This is a genomic window from Microbacterium sp. zg.B48, assembly GCF_024623505.1.
Classification (GTDB): Bacteria; Actinomycetota; Actinomycetes; order Actinomycetales; family Microbacteriaceae; genus Microbacterium.
This window is the reverse complement of the sequence record NZ_JANJFE010000014.1, coordinates 73,781-90,551: the sequence shown is the minus strand read 5'-3', so window position 1 is coordinate 90,551 and position 16,771 is coordinate 73,781. Positions and strand designations below refer to the sequence as shown.

Below are 16,771 nucleotides of genomic sequence, written 5' to 3'. Positions count from 1 at the left end.
AAGTGGCGTTTTGACCGCATGACTCACATATCGAGCAATTCCCCTCGACCGGACTGAATACCGCTCGATGGCGTAGCGTTGTACGGTACGGGGGACGACCAACGGGGGCTGGTTTTGGCAGAGAGCAAAGAAGTTCAGCGCGCGGCCGATAAGGGGAATGTGGCAGCGCCCGTGCAGCAGAACGCCGCCCCCGTGGCGCAGCCGGCGCAGACCACCAAGGCCGAAGCACTGGTCCGGGTCATCGGAAACGTCGGTCGGCTGGCGGCGTCCTCAGGACGGGAGGACCTCGCCGCCCGGCTGGAGCAGACGCAGGAGCGACTGCGCGACCCGAACGTGCGCGTCATCGTCGTCGGAGAGTTCAAGAAGGGCAAGAGCAAGCTCATCAACGCGCTCGTCAACGCACCCGCGTGCCCGGTCGATGACGATGTGGCCACGAGCGTGCCGACGTCGGTCGGATACGCCGAGACGGCCTCTGCGGCGATCCTGATCCATCACGAGTCCGACGGTCCCGGCGTCATCCAGCGCCAGGAGATCGCGCTCGAGGATCTGGGTGATCTCGTCTCGGAGAAGGGCAACCCCGGCAACGAGCGCCAGATCGTGTCGGCCGAAGTGCTGCTTCCTCGCGAGATCCTCAAAGGCGGACTGCGGATCGTCGACTCACCCGGCGTCGGGGGACTGGACTCGTCGAACTCGCTGACCACTCTGGCAGCTCTCTCGTCGGCGCACGCCGTGCTGCTCGTCTCGGATGCCTCGCAGGAGTACACCGAGCCCGAGATCCAGTTCCTCAAGCACGCGATGCGCGTGTCCCCGAACGTCGCGGCCGTGCTGGCCAAGACCGACCTCTACCCGGACTGGCGGCAGATCGAGCGCCTCGACCGCTCGCACCTGGGCGAGGTCGGCGAGGTGCCGATGTTCACGGTCTCCAGCGACCTGCGGATGATGGCGGCGGAGCTGCAGGATCGCGAACTCAACGACGAGTCCGGGTTCCCGGCGCTCGTCGCGCACCTGCGCCGGGAGGTGCTGGAGCGCGCCGAGGTCATCCACGAGCGTGCCGCCGTGCACGACCTGGCCTCGGTCGTCGATCAGCTGACGATGTCGCTGCGCTCCGAACTGAACGCGCTGGAGCATCCCGAGGACACCCCCCGGATGATCGCGCAGCTGGAGGACGCGAAGGCGCGGGCCGACGAGTTCCGCGGCCGATCCTCCCGGTGGCAGGTCACCCTGAGCGACGGCGTGGCCGACCTCATCTCCGATATGGAGCACGACCTGCGTGATCGTCTGCGCAAGGTGCAGCGCGAGGCGGAGAAATCCATCGACGAGGGCGATCCTGGCCCGATCTGGGACCAGATCACCGAGTGGCTCGACCAGCGCGTCGCGGCCGCCATCTCGGAGACGTTCGTGTGGACCGACGAGCGCTCGCGGTGGCTGTCCGAAGAGGTCGCCGAGCTGTTCGCCGAGGGCGGCAACGAGCTGCCCCTCATCGAGGTCGGCAACACCGAGGGTGTCCTGGACCCGGTCGAAGGCATCGCGAAGCTGAACGCCGGCCAGATGGGCGCGGGCGAGAAGATCTACATCGGTGTCCGCGGCTCGTACGGTGGTGTGCTGATGGTGGGCCTGGCCACCGGGCTGATCGGCCTGAGCCTGATCAACCCGCTCTCGCTGCTCGCCGGCATCCTGGTGGGGCGTCGCGCGTACCGCGAGGACATGGGCTCGCGGCTCTCGCGCCGGCAGTTCGAGGCGAAGAACCTGGTCCGTCGGTACATCGACGAGGTCACCTTCCAGGTCAGCAAGCAGCTGAAGGACCGGCTCCGCCTGGTGCAGCGTTCCGCGCGGGACCACTTCGGCGGCATCGCGGACGAGTTCCACCGCTCGCTGTCGGAGTCGGTGCTCGCCGCCAAGCAGGCTGCCGGCACGTTCGCCGCGGACACGGACCAGCGGATGACGCAGCTGCGGACTCAGATCAAGCAGCTCGAGACGCTGCGCTCCGAGATCCCCGTGCTGCCGCCGGTGCGCAGGGAGGCAATCAGCCGGTGAGCAGAACGGTGCGCGACGACGCGAGCGATCTCATCGCGTCCGCTTTCGCTGTCTACCAGGACGATCCCGCGGCGACCAAGGTCCTGCAGGACCTGGACCGACGCCTGCGGGAGCCGTTGCGGCTGGCCCTGGCCGGCATGGTCAAGGCCGGCAAGTCGACCCTGCTGAACGCGATGCTGGGCGAGCAGATCGCGCCGACTGACGCCGGCGAGTGCACCCGGGTCGTCACCTGGTACCGGTACTCCGCGACGCCGTACGTGACCCTGCATCCTCGCGAAGGTGAGCCGCGCCGCATGCCGGTCAAGCGCGAGCGCGGCAAGCTGGTGCTGACGCTGGACGGCATCCCTCCCGAGGACGTCAAGTTCATCGACGTGGGCTGGCCCTCCTCGGGGCTGCAGTCGGTGATCCTCATCGATACGCCCGGCATCGCCTCGCTTTCGCAGGAGACCTCGGCGCGCTCCACCACCTTTCTGACACCCGACGAGTCTCCCTCGTCGGCGGACGCGATCGTGTACCTGCTCCGCCACCTGCACGCGTCGGACGTCAAGTTCCTGGAGGCCTTCCGCGACACCGCCGCCGGCGTCTCGCAGACGGTCAACGCGGTGGGCGTGCTGTCACGGGCGGACGAGGTCGGTTCGGGTCGCATCGACTCGCTCCTGTCGGCGAGCCGCGTCGCCCGGCGGTACGAGCGAGACGGCGACCTGGGCTCGCTGGCGCTGGGCGTGACGCCGGTGGCGGGGCTGCTCGCGGAGGGCGCGCGCACCCTGCGTGAGAAGGAGTTCGCGGCGTTCCGCGAGCTCGCGCGGCTGGACAAGGCCTCCCGCGATCGCCTGCTCGTCTCAGCCGATCGCTTCGTGCGCCCCACCGACGTGACCACCGTCAGCCAGGACGCGCGCCGTGACCTGCTCGGACGCTTCGGGATCTTCGGCGTCCGACTGGCGACGACCCTGGTCCGCGGCGGCGCATCGGATTCGTCGCAGCTGGCCGAACGGCTGATCCAGCAGAGCGGGCTGAACGAACTGAACCAGGTCGTGCGCAACCAGTTCCGCACCCGGGCGGACGCACTCAAGGTGCGGGGCGTCCTGGACGGGCTGGACAAGCTCGTCCACGACCACCCGCGTGCGGAGACCGGGGACTTGGTGGCCGGCATCGAGCGCATCTACGCGACCGCGCACACCCTGCGTGAGCTCTCGCTGTTGGCGAGGATGCGCGCTTCCGGCCTGCCGCTCTCGAAGGAGAACACGGTACTGGCGGAGCGGCTCGTGGGAGGCAAGGGGACGCCGATCACCTCGCGGCTCGCCGCTGAGGAGGGTGCCGGCCCGAGTGCGCTGCGTCAGCTGATCGATGACCAGTTGATCCACTGGCGCACCCTGGCGCAGTCTCCGCTCACCGAGCGCGCCACCACCGAGGTGTGCCGCGTCGTGATCCGCAGCTTGGAGGAGATGGCCTCAGAGCTCGGGACTGCCGGCTTCGCCGAGGGGACCGCGGCGGACGTCGACGCCACGGGCGGACCAGGCGAGGGCGGGGGGCATCGTGCTGATGAGGAGTCCGAGCAGCGCCAGACCGAGCTGGATGACGAGGAGCTGACGGAGGAACTCGCCGTCGCTCCCGCCGGCGACAAGCTCCAGCGATAGCAGCACGACGATCGCCTGCAGCAGCACGGTTCCCATCTGCCACCACCGCACGTTGGGCCGTCGTCCCATGAACGAGACCATCAGCGTGATCTGGATGAGCAGGATCGCCAGCATGGTGCCGAAGATCGACCAGAAGATGATGTCGGCGGCGGTCGTGTAGATCTCGTCGCTGCGACCCTCGGTCACGCTGCGCACCACGTCACCGATCAGCGGCAGCTGCTTCTCGCGGATGATGAAGAAGTAGACGACCGCGAATCCGCCGACGGCGAAGCTCAGGATCCAGAACAGCTGAGCGAAGCGCACGGATGCCGGCGGGGTGACTTTCGCGACCACGGGCGGAGCGTTCGGGCTGGACAGCGGCGGTCGTGCGGGTGCTTCGCGACGCGGCGATTCCGGGCGTCCCTGCGGAGCCGGCCCACGCGAATCCGCGCGCCCCTGGACAGCGGGGACGCGCGGATTCGGAAGTGATTTCTGCTCGTCAGACACGGGCTGAGCTTACAGCGTCTCCTCAGTGGCGAACTCGACGTCCACGTCGGTGTCCACTGCTGTCTCGGTGTAATCGTTGAACGAGTCCTCGACGTCGACGCTCACGTCCGTGTTCGTCGAGTCGTCGTTGAAGGACTCGTCCGCATCCATGTCGACCGAGTCGTCGGTCTCGGTCGAGTCGTCGTTGAACGAACCGTCGATGTCGACGTCGGTGGTCTCGTTGCCGATCGACACGTCGCCGACCGCCACGTCGGTGTCGGAGTTGTCCACCAGCGCGTCGTCGCCGGCGGCGACGGCCTGGTCGCCCGATGCGACGATGGCTTCGTTGTCGAAGATCTGCGTGACGTCGCCGCCCTCGGTCCAGATGTTCTGGTTGACCGACTGGTCCACGATGGTGGCCCGGTTGTCGATCGTCACGAAGTTGTTCGTGATGGTTTTGATCTCGTTGACGACATCGCTCGGGTACGGCTTCGGCGGGGCGGGGGTCGGGCGGGGGTCGACCTCGGGGCGGTCGATGACCACGGGGGCAACGGCCCGCACGTCGTCCGCGCACACGTCGCTCAGGCCGTTGCTCGCCAGCATCCCCGTGGGGTTCGCGTCGAATTCTTCCACCGCCGACGGGTCACGAAGCAGGCTCAGAATGAATTCGATCAACGCGTCTGCGATGGTCGCAACTGGTGTACTCATGACTCGACTCCTATATGTCCGATAAAGCTATTCATATTGTTCTGGAAATTACCTTTCGCGGCATCGGGGGTTCCCCCGATGCGATGGGGGTTCAGTACGGGGTTCATGGGTTCAGCCCAGTGGTGCGCTCCCCGGTTCCCTCACCTTGATCGACGACCACGCGCAGTTTCGCGATGAGATCAGACCGGGAGGTCGCCCCGAGGCGGCGTCGGATGTGGGCGATGTGGTGTTCGGCCGTGCGCGGCGAGATGAAGATCGTCTCCCCGATCTCGGCGTACGTCTTGCCCTGCAGCACGAGCCGTGCGACGTCGCGCTCGCGCTCGCTCAGCGTGAATCCCGAGGGGCCGGCCGGTGTCCCCGGCGTGGATTCCTCGTCCGCGCGCGGGGCCTTGCGCGTGACCTCCTGAGGGTGCAGTTCGCGTGCGCACGAGAGCAGTCGCGCAGAGATCCGCCGGTCGGTGGTGCGGTTCGCGCCGTGTCCGGCCAGCCGTGCGCCGTCCCAGCCCAGCCCCGCCGAGGCCAGGCCGTGAGCGGCGGCCTCGACGGCATCGGCATCCACGGATCCCGCCAAGGTCGCCGTCCACACGCGGCCCGCCTGCGCCATCACTGCAGCGACGGGACTGTGGGCGGTCGCCGACACGAGGGCGCGCGCGTGCGGTTCGAGCGCGTCGGGCAGATTGAGCAGGATGCCGTGCTGGATCCCCGCCCAGTGCAGATGTGTGGACCACACCGGGGGAGAGCCCAGCTGTTCGATGATGCCGAGCCCGCGCACGAAATGCGGCCGCAGCCGCTCCGGGTCATCCACGCGGGCGGCGGCGGTGACCAGCTCGGCCAGGGGCAGCAGCGAGTACAGATCGACCTCGGTGTGCAGGATGCTGTCGCGGGCCGCACTCCAGGCGGCCTCCAGCGCTGCGGAGTCCTCGTAGCGCCGGGCGATCGCGACGCGGATCGCCTGAGCCAGCAGCGTGTCGCGGGTCGAACGCGTCGAGGACGTCTCCAGGGCATGCGTCAGCGCATCCCGTGCCTCAGCCGGCCGGGCCTTCTGGACGGCGATCCAGGAGCGCCACAGCAGCAGACGCATCCGTGCCCATTCGCCGCCCTGATCGCCCTGGATCGCGTTCTCGATGACGTCGTGCGCGACGTCCAGGTCGCCGACGTTCATCGCCACGATCGCGGCGATGACGGCGGGCAGTTCGGGGATCGGAGCGGACGTGGCCGCCGAGGTGTACATCTCGGACGCGCGCACCAGATCGGCGATCGCGGACTCCGTGCCGTCGTTGGTCATCGACGTGCGCAGGCCGCGATCCAGCAGCTCCAGCGCGACGCGGAGGGTGGAGGGCAGCCCGGAGGCCTGTGCGGATTCGGCAGCCTCCGGCATCCGCCCCGCGCCGAAGGCGGCGATCGTTGCGCGCGCCCTGGACTCGCTGCTCTGCGGGGGCAGCGAACGGTAGACGGTGTCGCTCATGCGCATCATTCCGCGCATGGACCAAATGGCCGCTGAGGTGTCGGCGACGCGGTCGCTGTCCGGGATCGTCCCGGTCGTGGGCACGCCGTCCAGGAGCGAGGCGGCCAGGTCGGGGTTGCCGGACGCCCACGCGGCCTGCGCCTGCCGGCCGATGAGCCCGGTCGGATTCAGGCCGCAGTCCAGTGCACCCGCATACAGCTCGAACGCGCGGCGCGGGTCGCCGTCCAGCGCCCGATCGGCATGCTCCACCAGGGCCGCGCCGATGGCCGGATCCTGGATGCCGCCGACCCAGCTGCGGTAGCTCGAATCTCCCGCCGCCGCGGACAGGGCAAGGCCGTCGGCGACGTTCGCGCTCAGGTCGATCAGCCGCGTGACCGGAATGATGGAGCGAACGGCCGCCCGCACCAGCGGCACCGGCTGGCCGTTGCGCATCAGCAGACCCTCGGCATACCCCTGTGCGATGATGTCGTCCCGCTCGGCGAGCATGCGGTCGTGACCGGCCGGCGAGACGCACAGCGCTTCGATCTCGAGCCGCAGCTCGACCGGGATCGTGTCCAGCCGGTAGGCGATCCGATCCTCCACGGCCCGTTTGACCGCACGGTGGCCGCTGTCGTCGGCGCAGTCGCGGGCATCGTGCAGCGCGAGCGCCTCGGAGACGAGCCAGGACACGCCGCCGGTGAACCTCAGGATGTCGTCGACGCAGGAACCCGCGATGACCTGATCCGCGGCGCGGAGATACGTCAGCACATCGGAGCGCGAGACGTGACCCAGCACGATCGCGGGTCGGCTGCGCTCCAGGCTCCGGGAGATGCTGGTCAGGGCGTCCGCGCGCGGCCAGGGACGGCTCGCGACGACCAACGCCGCTTCGGGATCCGCGGAGCGCTCCAGGATGGCGGCGACCTGCGCGGAATCGAGCAGGTGGAGGTCATCGACCAGCAGCACGTGCGCCGAGGGCACGCGGGCCACGTCCACCGCATCGCCGAACAGGACCGGGTCGGCGTTCTGGTCGGCCAGGAGTCGGTGCAGCTCGCGCAGCATCGTCGACTTGCCCGATCCGGCGTTGCCCACCACGAACGCCCGCGCGGGGCTGTCGCCCGCCGATGCGATCGACTCCATCACCGGACGTGCTTGTCGCTCCCAGATGAACAGGGCCTCGGCATCCGACAGCACATTCTCATCAGACTGAACGGTTGACATCGTCAGGTTCAGGTGATGATGTCGGGACTCGGGCTACCAGTGGGGGCTGGGGTTTCGGGCGGCGCCGGTTCCGGATCAGGAGCCGTCGTCGGTTCCACCACCGGGTCAGCTTCGACCGGCGGATCGACCGGCGGATCGACCGGCGGATCTACCGGTGGATCAACCGGCGGGTCCGTGGGGTCGGTCGGCGGGTCCGTGGGGTCGGTCGGCGGGTCGGACGGGTCCGTGGGCGGGTTGGACGGGTCGGTCGGCGGGTTGGACGGGTCCGTGGGCGGGTTGGACGGGTCCGTCGGATCTTCGTTGTTCGCCGGCGGGTTGGACGGGTCGTTGTTCGCCGGCGGGTTGGACGGGTTGTTCGCCGGCGGGTTGGAACTCGAGCTCGGCGGAGTGGTCGGCTTGGCCGTGGTCTGCGTGGCGGGCGGGGCCACCGGCGTGGCGCTGCGACGCGGATTCGGGTTCGCTCCGGTGGACCGCCGGGGCGCGTCGTCGTTGATCACCGGTGCCGCTTCGACGACCGGTGCGCCCGGCACGACCGGCTCGGCGATCGCCGGCGTCGTGGGGGCGGCGGTGGATGTCGTCGGGGACGGCGAGCGGTCGGCGGTGCCGGAGCCCGCGGTCATCGTGCTCGCGAAGACGATCGCCGCCGCGATGGTCAGGGCAGCACCGCCCAGAACGAACGGCGAGGACTTGCGTGCCTTGCTCACCGGCGAGACGAAGTTGGGTGCGCCGTCCACGACCGCTGTGTCCGCCTCGAGCAGGGCGAGTTCGGATCCGGCCGCGCTGTCGCCGATCAGCGCCAGCGCAGTGCCACCGGCCAAGGCGAGGTGCTTGTCGTTGAGGCGGATCAGTGCCGTGCGGGCGGCACCCAGGGCGATGGCCGCCTTCGGGTCCGCGTCGATCGCGATCGGCCGGTCGAACCGCTCGGACAGACGCTGCGCGACGAACGGGATGCGGGACGAGCCGCCGATCAGGAGGATCGACTCGAGCGCTTCCGGCTCGAGGCCGGCGCCCTCGAGCGCGTCGTCCAGCGCGTCCATCGTCTTGTCCAGCGACCCGCTGATCATGTCCTCGAACTCGGACCGCGTGAGTCGCACGCTGGTGTGCGTCGGGGGGACGACGACCGGGACGGTGGCCTCGGAGTCGAAGGAGAGGGCTTCTTTGGCGTCCACGGATTCGCGGCGCAGCTGGGACAGCGAGAGGCGGATGGCGGGGTCGGTCATATCGAGCGACCCGACATCCAGACCCGAGGCGGTCACGACGTGGCGCATCACGGCGTCGTCGAAGTCCACGCCGCCGAGGTTGTCGATGCCGACCGGCTCGCCCACGAGGGCGAAGGAGCCGTCGATCTCCTTGCGGAGGATGACGGAGTCGAATGTGCCGCCGCCGAGGTCGTAGACCGCGAGGGTCTCGCCCATCTCCAGCGCGCGGGATGCCTCGTAGTGCCGCGCTGCGGCCTCGGGCTCGGTGATCAGCTCGACCTCGCCGACGCCCTCGCGGTGCAGGGCGGAGCGGATCAGCTCGATGCGGTGGCCGCCCCACGCGGTGGGGTGCGTGAGCGACACGGCTTCGGGCCGCCGTCCCTCGCGCTCGGTGACCAGCGCGACGATCGAGGCGACCGTCTTGGCATACAGCTGCTCGGCCGGCAGTGACCGGTCGCCGACGACGATGGGAACCTCGTCGCCGATGCTGCGCTTGAACTCGCGGATCAGCCGGTCGGGCTGGGTGACTCCGCGCCGCTCGGCGGCATCGCCGAAGGACAGTTCCCCGCCGTCTCCGACGAATACGACCGTGGCGACACTGTCGCTCTTGCGGCCCAGCGCGAACGGCGCCGTGACGATGCTTCCGTCTGCCGCGACGCGTGCGGTAGCTGCTGCTATCCGACTCGTCCCCACATCGACGGCCAGAAAATATGACACCTCTGTCATGTCTCGTTCCCCCAAGAACTAGACGTGCGACTTCCCCCAGTTATGTCTACCATCGCTGAGGCTTCTGTGCGAGAGCCGTCGGCGTCGGCATCCGAACTGCCACGGATCGTTCCCACTTCCTTCTTCGGAAGTGAGGAGCACAATTCGCGACCACTGATACGAAGGCCGATGAACTCTCGGACGGCGCCCGCTAACCCCCTGAGATTTGGAGCACCACCCCCCAGCATGGCACAGAAAGGTGCTTCTGCGCACACTTCCCGCATAACCGTGTTACGCCGGAATTGGCACTCACGTTGCATGAGTGCCAGTGCTTGCCTAGACTGAGATTTAGCACTCTCACCTCGAGGGTGCTAACCAGTCTTGAGTTTCAAGGAAAGCAGAGGTACACCCGTGTCGGTTTCCATCAAGCCGCTCGAGGATCGCATCGTCATCCGCCAGGTCGAGGCCGAGCAGACCACGGCGAGCGGTCTGGTCATCCCGGACACCGCTAAGGAAAAGCCCCAGGAGGGCGAGGTCGTAGCGGTCGGACCCGGTCGCATCGACGACAACGGCAACCGCGTTCCGCTGGACGTCGCCGTGGGCGACGTCGTGCTCTACAGCAAGTACGGCGGCACCGAGGTCAAGTTCGGTGCAGACGAGTTCCTCGTTCTGTCGGCGCGCGACGTCCTCGCGGTCGTCGTCCGCTAACACCCGCAGTTCACGAAAGGTCCGGAAGCCTCGGCATCCGGACCTTTCGCATGCCCGCGCTCGCCCGCCGGGGCGCACAACTCCTGCGTTCTGTGCGCCACGCCGCCGGGATCGCACCGACCACCGTGGGCCTGGTCCTCCTTGTGCAGGAGTTGTGCGCCGCCGGTGCCGGCGTGGACGTGCGCTCCGCGCGGCGGGCTGCCGCGCCGTGCGCGCCACGGCCCGGGTGGTGGCCCGCTCGCGGCCATCCGCGGCCGGGTGCGCACCCGTACGCTGGGTGAGTGACCCGTGACCTCTCTTCCGCGCCCGACGCGGCATCCGGTTCACCCGAGCCGGCCCGGCCGGCTTCCGCGCCCGCGGCACCGGCGGATGCCGCGCGCGAGCGTTCGCTCGGCGGCATCTACGCCTTCTCGGCCTATCTGCTGTGGGGGTTCCTGCCCCTGTACTTCCTGCTGCTCCTTCCGACCGGACCGTGGGAGCTGGTCGCCTGGCGCATCGTGCTCTCGCTCGGGTTCTGCGCGCTCCTGCTGACCGTCGTGCGCGGGTGGCGCAGACTCGCGGCCATCGTGCGACAGCCGCGGTTGCTGCTGTGGACCGCGCTGGCCGGTGTGCTCATCTACGTCAACTGGCAGGTCTTCATCCTCGCCGCGCTGACCGGGCACGTCATCGAGACGAGCCTCGGCTACTTCATCAACCCGATCGTCACGGTCGTGCTGGGCGTGCTGGTGCTGCGCGAGCGCCTGCGCCCCACGCAGTGGATCGCCCTCGCGCTGGCCGCGGTGGCGGTGGGCGTGATCGTCGTGGGCTACGGCGCCTTCCCCTGGGTCGCACTGACCCTGGCATTCTCGTTCGGCCTCTATGGCCTGGTCAAGAAGCGCCTCGGCCCCGCCGTCGACGCCGTCAGCGGGCTGACGCTCGAGACGCTCTGGCTGGCACCGGTGGGGATCGCGATCCTTCTCGTCGTCAGCACCACGACGGGACTGACGATGGGCGCTGCCGGCCCGTGGCACGCGGTGCTGCTGTGCCTGGTGGGCGTGGTCACCGCCGTCCCGCTGCTCCTGTTCGCCGCCGGCGCGCGGCGGGTGCCGCTGACCGTGATCGGACTGCTGCAGTTCGTCGCCCCGATCCTGCAGTTCATCACCGGCGCGTGGCTGCTGGGCGAGCCGATGCCGCTGGAGCGCTGGATCGGGTTCGGCCTGGTCTGGTTCGCGCTGATCGTGCTCACCGTCGACTCGCTGGTGTTCGCGCGTCGCGCGCGCGTCGTCTCGGACGTCGGCGCGCTGACCTGACGCGGGCCTGGCGGCCGGCCCCGACGCGGTTACCGCACCAACCGCGCGATCGCGGCCGTCGCCTCGGAGATCTTGGCGTCCGCCTCGTCGCCGCCGAGGCGTGCGGCATCCACGACGCAGTGCCGCAGATGGTCATCGAGCAGGCCGATCGCGACGGCCTCCAGCGCGCTGGTCAGCGCGCTGATCTGGGTCAGGATGTCGATGCAGTACTTCTCGTCCTCGACCATCTTGTGGATGCCGCGGGCCTGACCCTCGATGCGGCGCATGCGGTTGAGGTACTTCTCTTTGTCGGTGATGTACCCGTGCTGGGTGTGGACGTCGGTCATGACAGCTCCTTGGCGTGGGAATCCATAACGGTCGGCAGCGCGCGCGAGCCGACCGGAACGTTCGGCGGTGTGTCCTTCGACAGGCTCCGGAAGCGGCGCAGGCGCAGACTGTTGCCGACGACGAAGACGCTCGAGAACGCCATCGCCGCTCCCGCGATCATCGGATTGAGCAGCCCCATCGCCGCTAGAGGAATGGCCGCGACGTTGTAGGCGAAGGCCCAGAACAGGTTGCCGCGGATGGTGCCGAACGTGCGGCGCGACAGCCGGATAGCGTCGGCGGCGCTGCGCAGATCCCCGCGGACCAGGGTGATGTCGGATGCTTCGATGGCGGCATCCGTGCCCGTGCCCATGGCCAGACCCAGGTCGGCCTGCGCGAGTGCGGCGGCGTCGTTGACACCGTCGCCGACCATCGCGACGACTCGGCCCTCGGCCTGCAGCTCGCGCACGACCGAGACCTTCTGGTCCGGCAGAACGCCCGCGATGACGCGCTCGATGCCCACCTCATCCGCGATGCGGCGGGCGACGGTCTCGTTGTCCCCGGTCAGCAGCACCGGCCGCAGCCCGAGCCGCCGGAACTGCGCGACGGCTTCGCGGCTGGTGGCCTTGACGCGGTCCGCCACGACGAGCACCCCGCGGGCGTGGTCGTCCCACGCCACGAACACGGCGGAGGACCCCTCCGCCTCGGCCCGGTCCTTGTCCGCGACGAGCGCGGCGTCCGGGTGGATGGCCCACTCCGCGAGCAGGGATTGGCGACCCACGACGACCGCATGTCCGTCGACGACGCCCGAGACGCCCACTCCCGCGGTGGCCTGGAACGACTCCACGGTGGGCAGCTCGCCGGCCTCGCGGGCAGCGGCCAGGGCGATCGCCCGGCCGATCGGGTGCTCAGAGGAATCCTCCAGCGCGCCGGCCAGTCGCAGCAGCTCGGTGCGGTCGGTCCCCGGCGCCGTGATCACAGCGACCAGCGCCATGCGCCCGGTGGTGACGGTGCCGGTCTTGTCGAGCAGGATCGTGTCGACCATCCGGGTGGATTCGAGCACCTCCGGTCCCTTGATCAGGATGCCGAGCTGAGCGCCCCGGCCGGTGCCGACCAGGAGCGCGGTGGGTGTGGCCAACCCGAGCGCGCACGGGCAGGCGATGATCAGGACCGCCACAGCGGCGGTCACCGCGGCGGCGACCGGGTTGCCCAGCAGCAGCCAGGTGACAAGGGTGCCGAGGGAGATGACCAGGACGATCGGCACGAACACGCCGGAGATGCGGTCGGCGAGGCGCTGCACGTCGGCCTTGCCGGACTGGGCCTCTTCGACCAGCCGCGCCATCTGCGCCAGCTGGGTGTCATCCCCGACCCGGGTCGCCCGCACGTGCAGGCGCCCGCCCGCGTTGACGGTGGCGCCCACGACGGCATCACCGGCACCCACCTCGACCGGCACAGATTCGCCGGTGACCATCGAGGCGTCCACAGCCGATGTCCCCGAGACGACCACGCCGTCCGTGGCGATCTTCTCGCCCGGTCGCACCACGAACTCGTCGCCGACGCGCAACGCGGAGATCGGGATCCGGCCTTCGACACCGTCGCGGATGACCGCGACGTCCTTCGCGCCCAGCTCGAGCAGCGCACTCAGGGCGGCGCCGGCGCGGCGCTTGGAGCGCAGTTCGAAGTACCGGCCGGCGAGGACGAACATCGTCACTCCGGCGGCGACTTCGAGATAGATGTTGCCGGCGCCGTCGGTGCGCTGCACGGTCCACTCGAAGGCCTCCATCATGCCGGGCATGCCGGCATCGCCGAGGAACAGCGCGTACAGCGACCACAGGAATGCCGCCGAGACACCGATCGAGATCAGCGTGTCCATCGTGGCGGCGCCGTGACGCAGGTTGATCCACGCGGCCCGGTGGAAGGGCCACGCGGCCCAGACGACGACCGGGGCAGCCAGCGCCAGCGAGAGCCACTGCCAGTAGGTGAACTGCAGCGCGGGGATCATCGACAGCGCGATCACCGGCACGGACAGCACGACCGCGCCGATCAGCCGCTGCCGGAGCGAGGTCAGCTCGCGGTCTTCGGGCGGGGCTTGCGCGGGTGCCTGCGGGCGGGGGAGCGCCGCGGTATACCCGGTCTTCTCGACCTCGGCGATCAGCACGGCGGGATCCACGCCGGCGGCGGTCGAGACGACCGCCTTCTCCGTGGCGTAGTTGACGCTGGCGGTGACGCCCTCGAGCCGGTTCAGCTTCTTCTCGATGCGGTTCGCGCATGACGCGCAGGTCATCCCGCCGATCTCCAGCTCGACGCGCGAGCGGGGGAGCGCGGGTGTTCCGCCGTCCTCGGCGGCCAGAGCGGCATCCATCAGATGCGGGTGGCCTCGTAGCCCGCCTCGTCGACGGCGGCCAGTACGGCGGCATCGTCGAGCGCGCCGGTCGAGACGATGACGAGGCGGCCGTCGGCCGCGCTCACCTCGATCTGCTCCACGCCCTCGAGCTTGCCGACCTCGCCGCGCACCGCCGACTCGCAGTGCCCGCAGCTCATGCCGGTCACCTGGTACTCGTTCGTCATTCCCATGGCTCGTGCCCTTCGCTCGTCGATACCCCTAGGGGGTAGTTCCCGCTACGCGCAACCTTATACCTCACCCCGGTATTCCAGCCCGCGAGACTGCATAGGCATCACGAGACCGGGGTCACCCACCTCAGTCTCGTGGCGCCTATGCAGTCTCGCGGGGTTTTGAGGGTGGTGAGACGCGGCAGTTGCGTTACAGATCGTTAACGAACGGCAACATTGGCGAGACACGTCCGCGGTTAGGTTTAGGGGAACTGGATCGGCGCCCGAGTCGGATCCGCGTTCAACCACAGCAAGGAGCAACATGAGCGTCTTTTCCCGAGGCACTGCCTCCCGCTCGCGCGTGCGGACGGTGATCGGCGGGATCGCCATCGCCGGCGCCAGCGCCCTCGTCCTCGCCGGCTGTGCCGGTGGTGGCGGCACCGCCGAGACTTCGGAGCCCGCTGCGCCGACAGAGGACCTCACACTCAAGATCGGGACGATCCTGCCCCAGACCGGCAGCCTCTCCTTCCTCGGCCCGCCCGAGGAGGCCGGGGTCGGCCTCGCCGCGCAGGAAGTCAACGACTACGCAGACACCACGGGTCTCACGATCGACGACATCGTGTGGGGCGACTCGGGTGACACCGACAACAAGGCCTACGCGACCACGATCCAGACCCTCATCTCGGAGGGCGTCACGGCCGCCATCGGCGCCGCATCGTCGGGTGTGACGAAGCTGTTCCTCGACGACGCCGTCGCCGCGGGCATCATCACCTTCTCGCCGGCCAACACGTCGCTGGACTTCACGGCGTGGGACGACAACGGCCTGTACTGGCGCACCGCCCCCTCGGACACGCTGCAGGGCGAGGTGCTCGGCAACCTGCTGGCCGAGGACGGCCACAGCAACGTCGCGGTCCTGTACCAGAACGACTCCTACGGCACCGGCCTGAACGAGGTCTTCCAGGAGGTCTTCACCGGCACCGGCGGCACGATCGTCGAGGAGCAGTCCTACAACACGGGTGACACGACCTTCGACGCGCAGATCAGCGCGCTGCTGGCATCCAACCCGGATGCGATCCTGCTGATCACGTTCGATGAGATCTTCACGATCGGCCCGGCACTGCTGGCAGCGGGCTACCCCGCCGACCAGCTGTACCTCGTCGACGGAAACCTCAAGCAGTTCGGCGCGGACGCCAAGTGGCCCGCTGCCGCCAGCATGGAAGGCGCCAAGGGCACCACGCCCGCCGGCCCGATCGAGGCTGACGAGCAGTTCCAGACCGCCGTCAGCGACTGGTGGGTCGCCGAGGGCAACGAGAAACTGACCGACTTCTCGTACGCCAACGAGTCGTACGACGCGGTCATCCTCCTGGCACTGGCTGCGCTGTCGGCAGGCTCCACGGAGCCCGCCGAGGTCGCCGGCAAGCTGCAGGAAGTTTCGGGCGGCACCGGAGACGGTGAGAAGTGCACCACGTACGCGGAGTGCGCCGACATCATCCTCGGTGGTGGCGTCGCGGACTACGACGGCAAGTCCGGTCCGATCACGTTCGATGAGAACGGCGACCCGACCGAGGCCACCGTCGGCATCTTCGAGTTTGGTGCCGACAACATGTTCGAGCGCATCGGCTGATCCAGCCGCACGCAGCGAGGGCTCCGGAGCGATCCGGGGCCCTTCGCGTTTGTCGACCCGGTCCACCGGCGGACATGGAAAAGCCAGAAGCGGATGCCGTGGCATCCGCTTCTGGCTTGCGTACGGCGCTAGACCCCGTCGGAGCCGAGCGTGCCCAGGTACAGGCCGATGACCTTCGGATCGTTCAGCAGGTCGCGGCCGGTGCCTTCGTAGGCGTCGCGACCCTGGTCCAGGACGTAGCCGCGGTCGCAGATCTGCAGGCAGCGGCGGGCGTTCTGCTCCACCATGATGGTGGTCACGCCGGCGTTGTTGATGTCGGAGACGCGGATGAACGCGTCATCCTGCCGCACCGGCGACAGACCCGCCGACGGCTCGTCCAGGAGCAGGACGGCCGGGTCCATCATCAGTGCGCGGGACATCGCGACCATCTGCCGCTCCCCGCCGGAGAGCGACCCGGCACGCTGCTTGAGGCGCTTGCCGAGCTCGGCGAAGATCCCGGTCACGAACTCCAGGCGCTCGTTGTACGTGCGCGGCGCCTGGAAGAGGCCCATCTGCAGGTTCTCCTCGATCGTCAGCGAGGGGAAGACGTTGTTCGTCTGCGGCACGAAGCCGACGCCGCGCTGGACGAGCCGGTCGGACTTGAGACCGATGACGCTCTCGCCGTTGACGGTGATCGTTCCCTCGCGGACCTTCACCATCCCGAAGATGGCCTTCAGCAGCGTCGACTTGCCGGCGCCGTTGGGGCCGATGATGCCGATCAGCTCGCCCTTGCGGGCGTACAGATTCGCGCCGTTGAGGATGTTCACGCCGGGCAGGTAGCCGGCGACCACGTCCTTCAGCTCGACGACCATCCGGTCGGTCTTGCCCTCGGCGTGCGCCGAGGCTCCGGT

The 16,771-nt window shown here is 69.0% G+C and carries 12 protein-coding genes; 5 read left to right on the top strand and 7 right to left on the bottom strand.

Annotated features, from left to right (window positions below):
- Positions 1–159: 159 nt before the first annotated feature.
- On the top strand, positions 160–2,034 hold the full coding sequence (locus NQ152_RS11735) for a dynamin family protein (protein WP_257524091.1): 1,875 nt from the start codon (positions 160–162) through the stop codon (positions 2,032–2,034).
- Positions 2,031–3,668, top strand: coding sequence for a dynamin family protein (locus NQ152_RS11730; RefSeq protein WP_257524090.1), 1,638 nt, complete (start codon positions 2,031–2,033; stop codon positions 3,666–3,668). The genes NQ152_RS11735 and NQ152_RS11730 overlap by 4 nt, the downstream gene beginning before the upstream one ends.
- Before the next feature lie 495 nt (positions 3,669–4,163).
- Here NQ152_RS11730 and NQ152_RS11725 read toward each other — a convergent pair whose 3' ends face one another.
- From NQ152_RS11725 to NQ152_RS11715, 3 genes are all read right to left on the bottom strand, one after another.
- Positions 4,164–4,841 carry an IniB N-terminal domain-containing protein gene (locus NQ152_RS11725; RefSeq protein ID WP_257501613.1) on the bottom strand — a complete coding sequence of 226 codons (678 nt, stop codon included), beginning with the start codon at positions 4,839–4,841 and terminating at the stop codon, positions 4,164–4,166.
- Between the two features lie 103 nt (positions 4,842–4,944).
- The gene (locus tag NQ152_RS11720) at positions 4,945–7,503 is read right to left on the bottom strand and encodes a helix-turn-helix transcriptional regulator (RefSeq protein WP_257524089.1); all 2,559 of its coding nucleotides are present in this window, start codon (positions 7,501–7,503) and stop codon (positions 4,945–4,947) included.
- Between the two features lie 8 nt (positions 7,504–7,511).
- Complete coding sequence (locus tag NQ152_RS11715) at positions 7,512–9,428, bottom strand: Hsp70 family protein (protein ID WP_257524088.1); 1,917 nt, start codon at positions 9,426–9,428, stop codon at positions 7,512–7,514.
- A gap of 390 nt (positions 9,429–9,818) precedes the next feature.
- Between NQ152_RS11715 and groES the strand changes: the two genes are divergently transcribed.
- Together groES and rarD are read left to right on the top strand one after the other, a co-directional pair.
- Positions 9,819–10,115, top strand: coding sequence for a co-chaperone GroES (gene groES / locus NQ152_RS11710; RefSeq protein WP_257501616.1), 297 nt, complete (start codon positions 9,819–9,821; stop codon positions 10,113–10,115).
- Between the two features lie 398 nt (positions 10,116–10,513).
- Positions 10,514–11,404: an EamA family transporter RarD gene (rarD, locus tag NQ152_RS11705; RefSeq protein ID WP_257524103.1), complete on the top strand. Its 891-nt coding sequence runs from the start codon at positions 10,514–10,516 to the stop codon at positions 11,402–11,404.
- Between the two features lie 29 nt (positions 11,405–11,433).
- Here the strand turns inward: rarD and NQ152_RS11700 are convergent, their stop codons facing one another.
- Genes NQ152_RS11700 through NQ152_RS11690 form a run of 3 tightly spaced genes read right to left on the bottom strand, consistent with a single transcriptional unit; the run spans position 11,434 to position 14,281 of the window.
- A complete protein-coding gene (locus NQ152_RS11700; RefSeq protein WP_257501617.1) occupies positions 11,434–11,730 on the bottom strand; it encodes a metal-sensitive transcriptional regulator in 297 nt (98 codons plus the stop codon).
- The gene (locus tag NQ152_RS11695; RefSeq protein ID WP_257524087.1) at positions 11,727–14,069 is read right to left on the bottom strand and encodes a cation-translocating P-type ATPase; all 2,343 of its coding nucleotides are present in this window, start codon (positions 14,067–14,069) and stop codon (positions 11,727–11,729) included. The genes NQ152_RS11700 and NQ152_RS11695 overlap by 4 nt, the downstream gene beginning before the upstream one ends.
- Positions 14,069–14,281, bottom strand: a complete 213-nt coding sequence (locus tag NQ152_RS11690; protein WP_257524086.1) for a heavy-metal-associated domain-containing protein — start codon at positions 14,279–14,281, stop codon at positions 14,069–14,071. The genes NQ152_RS11695 and NQ152_RS11690 overlap by 1 nt, the downstream gene beginning before the upstream one ends.
- 298 nt (positions 14,282–14,579) lie before the next feature.
- Between NQ152_RS11690 and NQ152_RS11685 the strand changes: the two genes are divergently transcribed.
- A complete protein-coding gene (locus NQ152_RS11685) occupies positions 14,580–15,881 on the top strand; it encodes an ABC transporter substrate-binding protein (protein WP_257501620.1) in 1,302 nt (433 codons plus the stop codon).
- Between the two features lie 128 nt (positions 15,882–16,009).
- Here NQ152_RS11685 and NQ152_RS11680 read toward each other — a convergent pair whose 3' ends face one another.
- A complete protein-coding gene (locus NQ152_RS11680) occupies positions 16,010–16,732 on the bottom strand; it encodes an ABC transporter ATP-binding protein (protein ID WP_257501681.1) in 723 nt (240 codons plus the stop codon).
- Positions 16,733–16,771 lie beyond the last annotated feature (39 nt).